Annotated in this window: 14 protein-coding genes; 8 read left to right on the plus strand and 6 right to left on the minus strand. The window is 59.0% G+C overall.

Annotated elements, in window-relative coordinates:
• Positions 1 to 277: 277 nt before the first annotated feature.
• Complete coding sequence (locus NW805_RS10350) at positions 278 to 811, plus strand: thermonuclease family protein (RefSeq protein WP_011431781.1); 534 nt, start codon at positions 278 to 280, stop codon at positions 809 to 811.
• A gap of 105 nt (positions 812 to 916) precedes the next feature.
• The gene (locus tag NW805_RS10355) at positions 917 to 1,615 is read left to right on the plus strand and encodes a cofactor assembly of complex C subunit B (RefSeq protein WP_414355440.1); all 699 of its coding nucleotides are present in this window, start codon (positions 917 to 919) and stop codon (positions 1,613 to 1,615) included.
• Positions 1,616 to 1,618: 3 nt separating this feature from the next.
• On the opposite strand, the gene bchI is transcribed toward NW805_RS10355, so the two are convergent.
• The gene (gene bchI, locus NW805_RS10360; RefSeq protein WP_414381708.1) at positions 1,619 to 2,677 is read right to left on the minus strand and encodes a magnesium chelatase ATPase subunit I; all 1,059 of its coding nucleotides are present in this window, start codon (positions 2,675 to 2,677) and stop codon (positions 1,619 to 1,621) included.
• Positions 2,678 to 3,065: 388 nt separating this feature from the next.
• Here bchI and NW805_RS10365 point away from each other — a divergent pair, with 388 nt between their 5' ends.
• Both NW805_RS10365 and NW805_RS10370 read left to right on the plus strand, forming a co-directional pair.
• On the plus strand, positions 3,066 to 3,410 hold the full coding sequence (locus NW805_RS10365; protein WP_414422434.1) for a DUF4168 domain-containing protein: 345 nt from the start codon (positions 3,066 to 3,068) through the stop codon (positions 3,408 to 3,410).
• Positions 3,411 to 3,498: 88 nt separating this feature from the next.
• Positions 3,499 to 4,038, plus strand: a complete 540-nt coding sequence (locus NW805_RS10370) for a DUF3611 family protein (protein WP_011431777.1) — start codon at positions 3,499 to 3,501, stop codon at positions 4,036 to 4,038.
• 183 nt (positions 4,039 to 4,221) lie between these two features.
• Here the strand turns inward: NW805_RS10370 and NW805_RS10375 are convergent, their stop codons facing one another.
• Positions 4,222 to 4,359 carry a photosystem II reaction center protein K gene (locus NW805_RS10375; protein ID WP_414350277.1) on the minus strand — a complete coding sequence of 46 codons (138 nt, stop codon included), beginning with the start codon at positions 4,357 to 4,359 and terminating at the stop codon, positions 4,222 to 4,224.
• A gap of 236 nt (positions 4,360 to 4,595) precedes the next feature.
• On the minus strand, positions 4,596 to 4,841 hold the full coding sequence (psaK, locus tag NW805_RS10380; RefSeq protein ID WP_414332568.1) for a photosystem I reaction center subunit PsaK: 246 nt from the start codon (positions 4,839 to 4,841) through the stop codon (positions 4,596 to 4,598).
• Positions 4,842 to 5,222: 381 nt separating this feature from the next.
• On the opposite strand from psaK, the gene NW805_RS10385 reads away from it, so the two are divergent.
• The 3 genes from NW805_RS10385 to NW805_RS10395 all read left to right on the plus strand — a co-directional run bounded on the left by NW805_RS10385 (position 5,223) and on the right by NW805_RS10395 (position 8,017).
• The gene (locus tag NW805_RS10385; RefSeq protein WP_414422435.1) at positions 5,223 to 6,194 is read left to right on the plus strand and encodes a fatty acid desaturase; all 972 of its coding nucleotides are present in this window, start codon (positions 5,223 to 5,225) and stop codon (positions 6,192 to 6,194) included.
• Position 6,195: 1 nt separating this feature from the next.
• The gene (locus NW805_RS10390) at positions 6,196 to 7,077 is read left to right on the plus strand and encodes a hypothetical protein (protein ID WP_414422456.1); all 882 of its coding nucleotides are present in this window, start codon (positions 6,196 to 6,198) and stop codon (positions 7,075 to 7,077) included.
• 70 nt (positions 7,078 to 7,147) lie between these two features.
• A complete protein-coding gene (locus NW805_RS10395) occupies positions 7,148 to 8,017 on the plus strand; it encodes an SDH family Clp fold serine proteinase (RefSeq protein ID WP_414350282.1) in 870 nt (289 codons plus the stop codon).
• Here the strand turns inward: NW805_RS10395 and NW805_RS10400 are convergent.
• Entirely contained in the window at positions 8,009 to 8,689 is a 681-nt protein-coding gene (locus NW805_RS10400; RefSeq protein WP_414422436.1) for a J domain-containing protein, read from the minus strand. The two genes, NW805_RS10395 and NW805_RS10400, sit on opposite strands and share 9 nt — an antisense overlap.
• A gap of 84 nt (positions 8,690 to 8,773) precedes the next feature.
• Between NW805_RS10400 and NW805_RS10405 the strand changes: the two genes are divergently transcribed.
• A complete protein-coding gene (locus tag NW805_RS10405) occupies positions 8,774 to 9,064 on the plus strand; it encodes a DUF3082 domain-containing protein (protein ID WP_414408575.1) in 291 nt (96 codons plus the stop codon).
• A 61-nt stretch (positions 9,065 to 9,125) separates the two neighbouring features.
• On the opposite strand, the gene sixA is transcribed toward NW805_RS10405, so the two are convergent.
• Together sixA and NW805_RS10415 are read right to left on the minus strand one after the other, a co-directional pair.
• A complete protein-coding gene (gene sixA, locus NW805_RS10410; protein ID WP_414422437.1) occupies positions 9,126 to 9,737 on the minus strand; it encodes a phosphohistidine phosphatase SixA in 612 nt (203 codons plus the stop codon).
• 137 nt (positions 9,738 to 9,874) lie between these two features.
• On the minus strand, positions 9,875 to 12,010 hold the full coding sequence (locus NW805_RS10415; protein WP_414422438.1) for a transglycosylase SLT domain-containing protein: 2,136 nt from the start codon (positions 12,008 to 12,010) through the stop codon (positions 9,875 to 9,877).
• Between the last annotated feature and the right edge of the window lie 98 nt (positions 12,011 to 12,108).

Raw genomic sequence — 12,108 nt, forward strand, 5'->3', positions numbered from 1 at the left:
GTACTTCATCAAAGCGCATTCCTCCCGGCACTGACCCTACGGGTACAGTGCGGGGCTCCTGCGATTTCTAGCTGAAGAAAAGCGAGCAGGAATGGCTCAGTCGCCTGGGAGCCTTGGGCAACCCAACCAACGGCGGATCTACTGCTGGCCAATTCAAATCTGCGGTGGGATTGTTTTCTGGAGAGTTGCCGCTACCATTACACTTTGAGCGTTGCCACCGGAAACTCCCCGGCGGGAAAAGAAGAGGGGGCTGCGTCCAAAGTGGGGGATTAAGGTCATGTTCCAGCGTATTGCTCTCGGCTCTGCTGCATTGGGATTGCTTCTGGCCATACCCGTCCTTCCCAGCCACGGGTTTGGAGAGCCCCGGGTCGTTCCTGATACCCCGTTCTACTTCGACAACCACCGCTTCGATCGCTACCCAGATGCGGTTGTGGTGCGGGTGGTCAACGGCGACACCCTAGTGGTGCAAATCGAAGGGGAACAGAAGATGCGCCTAATCCGGTTGGCCGGGATCGAGGGTCTCAGCCCGGAAGAAAACCCCTATTACCAGCAAGCCATTGAACTGATGCGGGAGCGCATCCTCTACCGCACCGTCAAGCTGGAAGGGGATAAGTTGCTGCGCAACGTAGATGCTACGGGCTTGGTGGAGGCCTATGTCTGGTTAGAAGGCCATCAGATGAACGCCATGTTGGTGCGCAATGGCCTGGCCCGCATCATCCCCTACAGCCACAACATCAAGTACGACAGCTACTACGGTGGCCTACAAGAAAAAGCCCAGCAGGAGCGCCTTGGCATTTGGAGCCGTCTCTGAGTTGGCTTTATACTGAACTTCAGTTCTTTAATCTTCAAGGGAGCAGAGAGGAAAGAGCTTCTCCCTTCTCTCCCGTTACTTCCTCTAGGTTATGCCTAGCCTGCCTTGACGGTTGAACCCACTCCAGCCCCCAGGGATCCCAATCGCTGGGTGAGGCGGCTGCCTCTGGTGACCGGCCTTTTGGGCAGCGTCCTTTTGGTTATTAATCGACTGGCCTTTACGCCGGAATTGCTTACCAGCCAGTCCCGTTCAGATGCCTTGGGGATCCTCCTCAGCGCCGTTTTGATCCTGACCGGCCTGCTGTGGCAGCAGATCCAGCCTCTTCCACCCCAAACGGCCCCCCTGCAGGGGATCCCCGGCTGTGATTGGCATCCCGATCTTTCCGAAAGCGAGAAACTGGAGCTGGCTTGGGCCTCCCATACCCTGCTCAGCACCACCGCCGCCCGCACCGTGGTGATCTGGGTGGGTGGGCGAACCCTCCTGCAACGGGGGATCCTAGCCACCCCCGGCCAGATGCCCTCCATTCAGCCCAAGAGCGTTTTACAGCGGGTCTTGCAGACGGGGCGGCCCGTGTATTTGGTGGATCTCAAGCTGTTCCCGGCCCGCGCCGAGTTCGATGGCCTGTTGCCCCCCGGATCCCAGGCCGTGCTGTGCCAGCCCATCGGCCAGCGAGGGTGCTTGATTTTGGGGAGCGATACCCCACGCAGCTTCAGCCGGCAGGAGCAAACCTGGATTGCCGCCATTGCCGACAAGCTAGCAGCCACCCTACTCCCCTCTCCCCCTGGGAGAGGGGCTGGGGGGTGAGGGCTAGGCGGCGCTCTCTAGGCTCACCTGGAACACTTCGCTGAAGGCTTTTTCCACCTTGTAGCCGGAGTCGATGGTTTCCAAGGGATCCTTGCGCAGGCGGTGACGCAAACACAGGCTGATCACCCGACGGATATCGGCGGCGGTGACCTCACTGCGCCCCTCTAGAGCTGCCAGGGCTTTGGCAGCCCGGTTGGTTACAATGTCTCCGCGCAGTCCATCCACCTCCAAAGCCGCGCATACCCCAGAGATCTTCAAGCGCAAGTCGGGATCCACTGCCACGTTGGGCAAAAGATGTTGGGCTTTTTCGATGCGCTCCCGCAGGCGCTGCTGGGAATCGGCATACTTGGCCAAAAAAGCCTGGGGATCGGCGTCGAACTGGCTGCGCTCCTCCACGATCCGCACCCGCAGGGCAGCATCTCGCACCGTTTCGATCTGGACGAACATGCCAAAGCGATCCAGCAGTTGAGGCCGCAATTCCCCCTCTTCCGGGTTGCCGGATCCCACCAGCACAAACCGAGCCGGATGACGAATGGAAATGCCCTCCCGTTCCACGGTGTTCCAGCCTGAGGCCGCCGCATCCAGCAACACATCCACCAAGTGGTCATCCAGCAAATTGACTTCATCCACGTAAAGGATGCCTCGATTGGCCTTGGCCAACAGCCCTGGCTCAAAAGCCTTCACCCCCTGAGCTAAGGCCCGCTCAATGTCGAGAGTGCCACACACTCGGTCTTCTGTTGCCCCCAAGGGCAGATCCACCATCGGCACCTGGATCCAAGTGCTTTCCAGCGTTTCTCCCGCCTGCAGGCGCTCCCACACTTGATCGCTCATCAAGTCCCGCTGCCGCGGGTGGCTGTTGAAGGGATCCCCTTTCACCACCTCGATCTGGGGCAGCAGGTCGGCCAAAGCGCGGATGGTGGTGGATTTGCCCGTGCCGCGATCCCCCATGATCAGCACTCCGCCAATGCGCGGGTCGATCACGTTGAGGAGCAAGGCCAATTTCATCTCCTCTTGGCCAACGATGGCCGTAAACGGGAAAACCGGGCGACGTTCCAAATGCATAGGGGCAATAACCAACAATTCATCCCCATTATCCCAGAGGCCACTCCCTTCTGGGTGTCAGATAGGCTGGAAAGGGACTGGAACTGGAACCTAAAGACCAGTTTTCGGTCAAATGGAAAAGCAAGCTCAGTTGTCAGCGTGGACGACGCCCTGGGCTTTCACAGAGAGGAGCAGATAGGATCGAAGCCCGCGGGGTTCATCAGAGTGTTGAACCGGCGTGGGGCCGAAAGCTCACAAAAACCCTAGGCAACCTGAGCAACAGTTGGCGGGTGGGGAGACATCAGCGGTGTCAGGCAAAGCAAGTCGGAGACGGTGGACGGCATTTCCAATCCAAAGCGTGGTCCAAAAAGGGCTGGTGGGTTTGATCTGGGTTTGCACTTGGATCCCTGTGCTCACTGTCTCTCTGGCCGTGGCTCAAACCCCCACCACCTCTGTGGTGTTGAGCGATGAGCAGGTAACAATGTACGCCCGTATCGTCTTGGAGATGGAGCCCCACCGGCAAGAGGCCCAAAAGCGCTCCCAAGCCACAAACGACCCAGCCAGCAAAGATCAAATCCGGCGAGAATTCATCCGCACCGCGACCGAGATCATCACTCGCCACGGTATGACTGTGCCCGACTACAACCGCATTACGCTCTTGATCCGCTCCGAAGAGGGCAAAGCTTTGAAACAGCGCATTGAGGCCGAAATTCTCCGCCTGCAAAGCGAGGATCCCCGACCGCCAGTCCGATAAAAGTGACTGGTAAAAGTGACTGGGGCCGGAGAATGAAGATAGGCTGGAAGCGAACGTTGGTGTTCATCCAGGCGAGCGGGGGAAAAAGATGAACGAGCCCATGTCGCCGTCAGTGCGGGCGGCTGTCGAGCGGATGAAGTCTCGCTTGCGCCTGACTCGTCGCTTCGGGTTTTGGTTCCAGGCGATCTTGGGGGCGACGGCGCTGCTGCTGTGGTTCGGCTTTTTAATTGGCCAGAATACCGTCTATCGAGATGACTCGCTGGGGGCTATCATCGCCTTCTGGTTCACCTTGTTTACGTTGCTCACCCTGGCAGCCGGTCTGTTCTTCAACTGGCGCTACTTGCTCCACGCGGAGCGCCGCTCAGCTTCTGCCGATGCCTTAAGCCAATTGGATCTGCCCAAGCAGTTGCAGTTGGTCACCTATATCAGCCTCATTGGGGCCTTCCTCGCTCTGATTGGTATGGAAGCCCAAGTGGGCGAGCTGTTGGCGCGCATGTTTTCCCGCACCCAGGCCAACCAGGTGACAGGAGTGCTGCTGCTGGCCGCCAACATCAACGTGACGTTTGCCCACTTCGTCTGCTTGGCAGGGGTTCTCTGGATTACCGGTGTCCTCGACCGCGAACCCTAGCGCCGGATCCCTGGCCCAGTTTTGGGAGTCATTGGCATTTACGTTTTTGACCAGTGACAAGACGGCTTGTCGCTTTTGCCGGGGTATAGCAACAAACCCCCCAACCTGGGAGAGGAGCTGGGGGGAAGCACCTCGGCCCTGCCTGAGTTTCCTCCGGACAAGACCTCAGCAGGAGCGATGGCTTCACTTGAAGCCCACTGCCGCTTGCCAGACAAAGGCCAGCAGGAAAAACAGAACAGGGATGATCGGCAAAATGTCGATCAGCGGGTCAAACAATTCATAGCCTTCCGGCAAACTGGCCAGGAGCATCATCGCTGACATGGCAACAAACCTCAGGGGAAAACGCGGCTGAAGGAACTGCTTTTTTCAGAATCGAAATAGAGTGTAACATCACCAAGCAGGGATCCCGGCCAAGTTCAAGAAACTTGACATACCCCCCTGCCTACAGGCAAGGGATTCTGGTTCCTGGTTCTGCGACAGCACTTACTGTGTTGGGTTGTCCCTCCACGACAGCGGTGCTTATTTCCCCAGGCGTTCCCTCTTCCGTTCGCGTCAGCCTAAAGAACGCCAATGTTGGAGAGGCCCAAAACGACCCCCACCCCCAGCAAGTGGCCAAAACTGGCAACCCCAATGACTTCCGGCCAGGTCATTCCCAGTACTGGCCCGGTCTCTGAGGCCACTCCAGAAGAGGATTTGAAGCTCAGGTAAGCCAGCCCTGTGCAGAGCAGAATGATCACGGCGCTCAGGGGGGACCAGGGGCTGGTTTGAGCGGTCAAAGCCAGCGGCGCGACAACAGGCATCATGGTTTTCGTCCTCAACTCAGGTTGACCGACCCTTAGATTACCGCTCCTGCTGAACCCCGGATGGGATCCCCTGGCGATCTACACATGAATTGCAACAGAGGCTGCAACAGAACCTCACACTACGGCTTTTCTCCGGCTTCAGGGACGGTTTGCTATTGCCGGGATCCTGCAGGAATCCTCTAGGTAGGAGAAGAAGGTGCCCCCAGGGCTGTGGTTGATAGGAAAATGAGGCTTGGGCTGAGAAGCTGGGCAGGTCTCTGCCGTATACTAACGAAAGTTAACAAACTTATCTCTTCGATCTCTTTTCGGTGTGATGACTGGGACGCGCTGCCTCGACCCATCCTCTCTGTCTGCACTGTGCGCACCTAAGGATGGCTGCCGATGACTGTTGCTGCTACTGCTGAATCGGCCCACAAACCCTTCGCATTGCCTCGTGAGCTGTTGGGGCCACCCTCAGAATTTTGGAATCCCACCTTGCTGATGTTTTTGGCTGCGGTGGTGCTTTCGGCCTCTTGCTTTGGCGGGTACGCCTTTTGGCACTGGCCCAAATGGATGGTGTTCTGGCTCAATTTTGTGGCCCTCTATGTTCTGGGCACGGTGATTCACGATGCTTCCCATGGCTCGGCCCACCGCAACCGCTTTCTGAACGAGGCACTCGGACACGGCTCTGCCCTGTTGCAGGGTTTTGTCTATCCCGTCTTTAAGCGGGTACACATGCAGCACCACGCCCACGTCAACCATCCTGAAGACGATCCAGATCACTATGTCTCAACGGGAGGGCCGCTGTGGCTGATCGCGCCGCGGTTTTTCTACCATGAGGTGTTTTTCTTTAAGCGGCAGCTCTGGCGGAAAGGTCGCTGGGATCTGCTGGAGTGGGGCTTGAGTCGGCTGGTGGTTATCCTGACCTTTGGTCTGGCCAGCTACTTCGGCTACACCGACTACATCATGAACTATTGGCTACCCCCTGCCTTTATCATGGGGTTCTTGCTGGGCTTGTTTTTTGACTACCTGCCCCATCGCCCTTTTCAATCCCAAGAGCGGTGGTCCAATGCCCGCGTCTATCCCGGATGGCTGACCAACATTCTGCTGTTGGGGCAAAACTATCACCTGATCCACCATCTCTGGCCTTCTGTTCCCTGGTACAAATACCAAGCAGCCTACTGGGCAGCCAAACCTGAGCTGGACGCGCGCAACTGCCAGCAAACGCTGGGGATCTGGGAGAAGGGAGAGTTTTGGGGCTTTTTGTACGATGCTCTGATCGGTCTGCACTGGCACAAGCCCACTTCAGCTCACCCCGCTGCGCCAGCCAATCCAGAATCGGAGGGATCCCCTGCGGATCCACAGCTTGGCTAGCATGGTTTGGCCAACGCTGCAAGTCCCGCAGGTGCTGCTGTTTGTGGAAGCGGCCAGCCTGTTGCAGGACTCTAGCCAGGTTTTGTTGCAGGCCGGTCGGGCAACGGCAGATTTGCCGGAGTTGATTGCAGAAGCACAGGCGCGGGCCGAAGCCCAGGTGCAGCTCCTTGGGATCCCCGCAGACTTGCGGGCACAGGTGCGAGGGATCCTCAGGTTGACCTCGCCCCAAGAGGTGCTGGCCTACTTGCAGGACTTGCTGGACAGGGGATCTGGCCCGGATTTGGAAGCCTTTTTGGAGCAGGCGGGATCCGCCTCTACGGTGCTGCGCTTCCCCCCCCTGTTGGTGGGGGCTGTGGCTCTGCAGGTGTTGCTGGAGCGGTTGGACTTTTCTCCAGAAGAGCGGGCTGTGGTGCAAGCCCAACGGGATCAATGGGAACAGGCCCTGGCGGAATTGGCCATCCACCACAGGGTTTCCCCAGAGCCGCTGCAGGCTGCTGCCGAGACGGTGCTGCGGGCGGCTTCAGCAGAGGAGCTGCTGCAACTGGGTCAGGATCTTTTTCAAGATCTCCAAGATCTCGCTGTTGCTGATTCTGAGCCAGAAGCCGAGCCTCAGGTGGAATTGGCGGGGCCTCTGCTGTTCATGATGGTGGCCGATCACCTGTTGGCCCAAACGGAGTATCCGCTGACCCCGGAGCAGCGGCTGGACTTGCAAACCAATCGCGCCGAGGCAGAAACCCGCTACTTGGCCATGCAAAAGTTGGGCCGCATTGAAAACTTGGCGGAGCAGCAGGCTTATATTCGATCCTGGATTGACCAAGCTTCCGTACCGGATTTGCTGCAGGCTTTGGATCGCTTTTTTGCGGCGTCTGAACCCAACTCATGAGGCTCAGGGATCGCCGAAGATTTTGGATCCCCTATGCTGGAGTCAAAGGGATCCCACTTGAGGTGCGAAAGTGGACTGGGGCAGCCTGTTCTGGATTTTCCTGATCTTCAGCTCTTTGCAACCTCTGCTGAACCGTCGTGCCCAAGAGTTCCGGCGCTTGATGGCCATTCGGGAGTTGGAGCAAAAGCGGGGCAGCCGGGTGATTCTGCTCATTCACCGCCAGGAGTCGATCAGTTTTTTGGGGATCCCGGTTTCCCGCTACATCAGCATCGAGGACTCCGAGCAGGTATTGCGGGCGATTCGCCTCACTCCACCCAATACCCCGATTGATTTGATTTTGCATACCCCCGGTGGCCTGGTGCTGGCTACGGAGCAAATTGCCCGCGCCTTGATCCGCCATCCGGCCAAAGTGACAGTGTTTGTGCCCCACTACGCCATGTCGGGGGGGACGATGCTGGCCCTGGCCGCCGACGAAATCGTCATGGATGCCAATGCAGTCCTGGGGCCGGTGGATCCACAGTTGGGGGGGTATGCTGCCGCCAGTATTCTGCAGGTGGTGGCGGATAAACCCATTGCCGAAATCGATGACCAAACCTTGATCCTGGCAGATCTGGCCCGCAAAGCGATGCAACAGGTACAGAACTTCGTGCGGGATCTCCTGAAGGACGATGTGCCCAAGCGCAAAATTGCCCCCGAACGCATCGAGCCCCTCATCCAGTACCTAACCAGTGGACAAGTTACCCACGACTACCCGATCACTGCCGAAGAAGCCCAAAGGTTGGGCCTGCCCATTTCTACTGAGTTGCCACCCCAAATCTATGCCCTGATGGACTTGTACCCACAGGCCACCATGGGCCGCCCTTCCGTGCAGTACATCCCCATCCCCTATGATCCTCGCCCCTCTCTGCCCAGGGGGGGATCCCGCTCTGGCTTAGGGTGAACTCTTGGCGTAAGCTTCCATAGCTTCCAGGCGCAGCCCCCCTGCCCGGCGAAACAGCTCTTGTCCGGTGTGCAGATGGCGGTCGTCGAAGTTCAGGGGGAAATACTGCAGCTCCTCTAGAGCGTCCTCTAGGTGGTTGAGGGCGTAGTAGAGGCGAGAAGCCACTCCCCCCAGGCTGCTGGGATTGGGGAGGCGGCCAAAGATCTGCTGGGCTTGGGCCAGTTTCTGCGCACACTCTTCCAGATAGTCAGCAAAAGACTGCAACAGGTTGGGATCAAAGGGATCCGCCGCCAAAGCATGCAACTGAGGCTCTAGGGAAGACAGCAGGGGCCCCAAAACTCGGTTTAGGGGGGTGTAGACCTGTCGGATCCAGGCTGCACGGGCGATGGCTTCGTGGCTGACGGTTTCACGGGGGGATCCCGTCGGCTGAGGGCAGGGTGAGGTGCGGCTGGAGTGCAATTGCCGGTCGTAGTCGCGGCGAGATTGCGGATCTTTGAGCACCGCGTAGGCAGCGTTGATCTGGCGGATGCGCTCAGCGGTGGCCCGATCTTTTTTGGCCAGCAGGCTGTCGGGATGGTGGTACTTGACCAAACGACGGTAGGCGGACTTGATCTCCTCCGCCGTCGCCCCCACGGAAACGCCCAAAACTTCGTAGTGGGATCCGCTCTCCATACTCCCCAGGCTTGCCGGAAAGAAAAGAAACTTCCACATTGTACCTGCAGCCTAGAATAAAGGTGAGTTTTCCGGTGCTGCCCCATGTCTTCTTCTCCACAGGGATCCCCCCATCCTTTCAGTGCCCTCTTGGGGGCCGCCATCGCCGTCAGTTTGGGCTACGGGTTCTTTCAACTGCTGCTCTCGATGTTGGCCAAGTTGCCGCCAATTGAGGTGGAGATTGGATCGTTGGCCCGCGGAATCAGCATTCTGGTGCGCTACCTGCTGGTCGGTTCCGTTTCCCTGATTGCCTTCATGTTTGCCATGGTGGGGTTGGGGCTGGCGGCCTATTGTGTGCAATTGCTGGGAGAGCGGCTGACCTCCTCTCAGCGCTGAACCTAGGGGCACAACCTCTGGCCGACTCGTTGGGCGTTTATCATGATGAGCCAGCTTCTTCTCAGCGCAGCACCACCTTGGGGGAGAGCAACAAAGTCAGGGATCCCTGGCGGTAGTCAATCCGGCCTTCGGCAAAGCGCACTTGGGCTAGGCCCGCTTTTTTGAGGGTGATCGCGTGGGCGTTGGCCGGGTTTAGACCAACAGCCGCTTGTACCCACAGGCTCAGATCCGGCTGGTGACCGACCAGAGCCAAAGACGCCAGAGGTTCCCGCTCTGCTTGCCAGCGCACCAGGTCAGCAAAACTGCCGCCCGGAGCCAGCGGTTCAAACACCTCCACAGCTTCGGCCAGGTTCTCGTCCAAAAAGATCTCAGCCGTCTGCCGAGCCCTCACCAGGGGACTGGTGAGCAGGAGATCCCACCTCCAGCCCATGTTCTTGAGCTGGCGGGCAATCTTGCGGCAGCGCCTGCGACCTTCGTCTGTAAGGGCCCGAAAGGCATCCTCGACTTCTGGCCGGGGTTCCTCGGCTATGCCATGGCGAATAAAATCCACAGCCAGCTCCTGCCGGGCAGCTTGCTTTTCTGCCGCACCCTGATAGTGCTCCGCACCGCTAACGCGACAGTGCTCCGCACCGCTAACGCAAACGCCCTCCTGTTGTTCAAACCCAGAGACCATAGAACCCCGTCCTGTCAGCGCGAACGGCACTGTCAAATCTTGACTGCCAAATCTTGGAATAACTGTAACTCTCCCAGAATACTGTGGGAAAAAAGCCCACTCCCTCTACGGCAGCACTCCCGCGACAAAACCGGAAGTCATGAAGAAGACGAGGGGTTATGCAGTCGCTGGCTGACCAGAGTGCGCCCCTCCTGGGTGTAGAGCTGCCAGTAGTTCCAGTAGTTGCCAAACACGGACTTCACATAGCTCCGGGTTTCGGGGAAGGGGATCTGCTCCACAAACACGTCCGGATCCCCGAAGCCAAAGCGGTTCAGCCATCTGGCCACGTTGCCGGGGCCACCATTGTAGCTGGCCAGGGCCAGCAAGGTGTTGTCTTGATAGGTGCGGTGGGTGTAGTCGAAGTACCAGGATCCCAGGTAGAGATTGTCGGCGGGGTTGGTGAGGCTGTACTGGGCCAGGCCGATCTGCTGGGCAATCCAGCGGCCAGTAGCGGGCATCACCTGCATCAAGCCCAAAGCCCCCGAGGCCGAGACGATCTCTGGCTCAAAGCGGGATTCCTGCCGGATCAAAGCCGCCACCATCAAGGGATTGAGGTTAAATTGCCGTGACCAGTGGGCCAAGCCGGGTTGGGCGTAGGGATCCCCGCTCCAGGAATTGTCTGGGCCGGCATAGTAGTGCAGCGGATAGATGGCCTGCCAGAAATCTTGGCGCTGCCTCAACGTCTCCAGCAAGGGATCCGGCTCTTCGCTAAAGCGCAAAGCAGCCACCTGGTTAATGCCCCGCAGGTGATCTCCGGCGCTGTTGCGCAAAATGCCCGTGACAAAGCGCTCGGCAACGCTCATCTGGCGGGGATCCCGCTGCACGGGAGCTTCGCCCTGCCAGCGTTCCCAGGCCAGTTGGCTGGCTCCCATCAAATGCAGGGTTTGCGTAACTGCAGAGACCCCTGGCAACGGTTGGCGCACCGGCTGAAAATCCACCTCAACCCTTTTGCGCCCGCTGTAGAAATCCCCCACCGGCCAGCCCAGTTGCACTGCCGACCGCCAGCCGTAGTAGGTGTGGGGAAACTGACGCAGTACCTGCCGATAGGTCTGCCGAGCTGCAGCCACATCCCCCTGCTGTTCCCGCCATTTGCCCGCCCAGTAGAGCAGTTGTGCCCCCATTTCTGTATCCCGCTGGGCGGATCCGATCTGTTGGGCCAGGGCGATGGCTTGGCTGAGATTGCCTGCTTGTGCTTGGCTCCAGGCCACTGTCCAGGCGGCATTGGCCGCAGCTTCGCTGGCTGGAAAGCGATCCCAAAGGGCTTGCCGAGTAGCCTGGGCCGATTGGGGGCTGGCGTTGCGATCATAGAGCTGGCTGAGGCTAAGCAACGCCTCTGGAGCTTCTTTATCTGAGCCGGATCCCACCTGTCGGAGGAGTTCAATTGCCGTCGGCAGGTCGCTCAGTTCCGCCAAACGGCGGCGGGTGAGAGAAGCCTCTGGCCCATCGGGAAACTGTGCCAGCAGCGCTTGGTAAGCCGCTTTGGCCTGGGGAAACTCCCGCGAGATCTGGTGGCTGCGGCCCCAGCGGTAGAGGTTCTGAGAGGTGGCGGGGGCACGCCCATAGGCCCGGGCAGCTTTGCCGTACTCCCGTTGCTCCCAGTAGGCATCGGCGAGGATCTGCCAGTCGGAAGCCGTGAGGGATCCCTCCTGAGCCTGCCGCCAGCGATCCAGCAGCGGCGTTAGCCCAGGGGTTTGCGGGTGATGTTGGGCCAAATCCCGCAGCAGGTCATAGCGGTCGGGATCCAGCTCCAGCAAATGCTTGAGGGCACGTCCGGTCAGCGGATGGGTGGGAAATTGCTGCCGCAGCCGATCCACCTGGCCCATCCCCCAGAGGGCATAGGCAGCGACAGGGCTGTGGGGATATTCCTGCAAAATCTTGGGCCACCAGATCCCTTGGGCTGTTTCCTTGTCCTGCAACTGTTCATAGGCTTGGGCCCTGAGCTTCCAAATCTCTTCCCTCAGAACCGGCAGGCTCTCTTCCAGCCCCTGCAAATGCTTCAAGGCAGATTGCGCTTGGCCGGCTTGCAGCGCTGCGTAGGCCCGCAGAAAGGCCGTTGTGGAAGTTTGGGGCAGTTGCGTCGGATCCCTGCCTTCTCGTGCAGAGGCCACTTCTACGGTTTCTGCCCAGGATGAGGTGTAGAAGCCCCAGACAGCTCCACCCAGAGCCGCTCCTGCTGCCAGCACACCGGCAGCCCATCTTGTCCAGCGTCGTTGGCTGCTTGTCAGGATCCCCATGCTTTACCTCCCCACCACCTCTGACCTACGATACTCAACTTGACTGCGTTGAGTCACCAGACAACTCGATACTTGCGAAACGGCTGGAAAGCTCACCT

Origin of the sequence: Synechococcus sp. W60.1 (genome assembly GCF_047461575.1) — a bacterium.
Classification (GTDB): Bacteria; Cyanobacteriota; Cyanobacteriia; order Thermostichales; family Thermostichaceae; genus Thermostichus.

Bases quoted from the DNA above. Each gene is read 5' to 3' on its own strand.
- NW805_RS10350 (WP_011431781.1), top strand. From the start codon at position 278: ATGTTCCAGCGTATTGCTCTCGGCTCTGCTGCATTGGGATTGCTTCTG.
- bchI (WP_414381708.1), bottom strand. From the start codon at position 2,677: ATGCATTTGGAACGTCGCCCGGTTTTCCCGTTTACGGCCATCGTTGGC.
- NW805_RS10370 (WP_011431777.1), top strand. From the start codon at position 3,499: ATGAACGAGCCCATGTCGCCGTCAGTGCGGGCGGCTGTCGAGCGGATG.
- NW805_RS10375 (WP_414350277.1), bottom strand. From the start codon at position 4,359: ATGTCAGCGATGATGCTCCTGGCCAGTTTGCCGGAAGGCTATGAATTG.
- psaK (WP_414332568.1), bottom strand. From the start codon at position 4,841: ATGATGCCTGTTGTCGCGCCGCTGGCTTTGACCGCTCAAACCAGCCCC.
- NW805_RS10385 (WP_414422435.1), top strand. From the start codon at position 5,223: ATGACTGTTGCTGCTACTGCTGAATCGGCCCACAAACCCTTCGCATTG.
- NW805_RS10390 (WP_414422456.1), top strand. From the start codon at position 6,196: ATGGTTTGGCCAACGCTGCAAGTCCCGCAGGTGCTGCTGTTTGTGGAA.
- NW805_RS10400 (WP_414422436.1), bottom strand. From the start codon at position 8,689: ATGGAGAGCGGATCCCACTACGAAGTTTTGGGCGTTTCCGTGGGGGCG.
- NW805_RS10405 (WP_414408575.1), top strand. From the start codon at position 8,774: ATGTCTTCTTCTCCACAGGGATCCCCCCATCCTTTCAGTGCCCTCTTG.
- sixA (WP_414422437.1), bottom strand. From the start codon at position 9,737: ATGGTCTCTGGGTTTGAACAACAGGAGGGCGTTTGCGTTAGCGGTGCG.
- NW805_RS10415 (WP_414422438.1), bottom strand. From the start codon at position 12,010: ATGGGGATCCTGACAAGCAGCCAACGACGCTGGACAAGATGGGCTGCC.